At 55.4% G+C, this 646-nt stretch carries 1 pseudogene; it reads left to right on the top strand.

The features are described 5' to 3' along the window. Window positions 1–68: 68 nt before the first annotated feature. Window positions 69–646 (top strand): annotated as a pseudogene (locus ABLU50_RS16225) (IS5-like element ISKpn26 family transposase); the annotation flags it as partial.

Raw genomic sequence — 646 nt, 5'->3', positions numbered from 1 at the left:
GGAAGGTGCGAACAAGTTCCTGATATGAGATCATCATATTCATCCGGAGCGCATCCCAGAGGGACATCATGAGCCATCAACTCACCTTCGCCGATAGTGAATTCAGCACTAAGCGCCGTCAGACCCGAAAAGAGATTTTCCTCTCCCGCATGGAGCAGATTCTGCCATGGCAGAATATGACCGCTGTCATCGAGCCGTTTTATCCCAAGGCGGGCAATGGCCGACGGCCCTATCCGCTGGAGACCATGCTGCGTATTCACTGCATGCAGCATTGGTACAACCTGAGCGACGGTGCCATGGAAGATGCCCTGTACGAAATCGCCTCCATGCGCCTGTTTGCCCGATTATCCCTGGATAGCGCCCTGCCGGACCGCACCACCATCATGAATTTCCGCCACCTGCTGGAGCAGCATCAACTGGCCCGCCAATTGTTCAAGACCATCAATCGCTGGCTGGCCGAAGCAGGCGTCATGATGACTCAAGGCACCTTGGTCGATGCCACCATCATTGAGGCACCCAGCTCGACCAAGAACAAAGAGCAGCAACGCGATCCGGAGATGCATCAGACCAAGAAAGGCAATCAGTGGCACTTTGGCATGAAGGCCCACATTGGTGTCGATGCCAAGAGTGGCCTGACCCACAGCCT

Source organism: Klebsiella sp. GG_Kp173 (genome assembly GCF_040062415.1).
Classification (GTDB): domain Bacteria; phylum Pseudomonadota; class Gammaproteobacteria; order Enterobacterales; family Enterobacteriaceae; genus Klebsiella; species Klebsiella quasipneumoniae.
The sequence above is the reverse complement of the archived record's forward strand: the minus strand, read 5'-3'. Positions and strand labels throughout refer to the sequence as shown.